Source organism: Vibrio sp., from assembly GCF_050299255.1.
GTDB lineage: Bacteria > Pseudomonadota > Gammaproteobacteria > Enterobacterales > Vibrionaceae > Vibrio.
The window spans coordinates 1-581 of the sequence record NZ_JBNKVP010000197.1 but is presented as its reverse complement, the minus strand read 5'-3'; the positions used below and the strand labels follow the sequence as shown (position 1 = coordinate 581).

Genomic DNA, 581 nt, shown 5'->3' with positions numbered 1-581 from the left:
AGAAGCTTCTTTCATTGCTGCACAGATAGCTTCGTAAGATGCGCCGTTTACTAGGTTAACAGTTAGGTCAACTACAGAAACGTTAGCAGTTGGTACGCGGAAAGCCATACCAGTTAGTTTGCCGTTTACTTCTGGAAGTACAACGCCTACAGCTTTAGCAGCACCAGTTGAAGATGGGATGATGTTCTGAGAAGCACCACGACCACCGCGCCAGTCTTTAGCAGAAGGACCGTCAACAGTTTTTTGAGTTGCTGTTGTAGCGTGAACTGTAGTCATAAGACCAGATTCGATACCGAACTTGTCGTTAAGAACTTTAGCGATAGGTGCTAGACAGTTAGTAGTACAAGAAGCGTTAGAAACGATGTCTTGACCAGCGTAAGTGTCGAAGTTTACGCCGTTAACGAACATTGGAGTTGCGTCTTTAGAAGGACCAGTAAGAACAACTTTCTTAGCACCAGCAGTGATGTGCTTACGAGCAGTCTCGTCTGTTAGGAATAGACCAGTTGCTTCAGCAACTACGTCAACACCGATTGCATCCCATTTTAGTTCTTCTGGGTTGCGCTCTGCAGTAACACGTACAG

The 581-nt window shown here is 45.6% G+C and carries 1 protein-coding gene; it reads right to left on the bottom strand.

From position 1 onward, the window contains the following. The coding region (locus ACQY6F_RS18995) for a type I glyceraldehyde-3-phosphate dehydrogenase (protein WP_428776685.1) at positions 1 to 581 on the bottom strand (581 nt) is incomplete at both ends.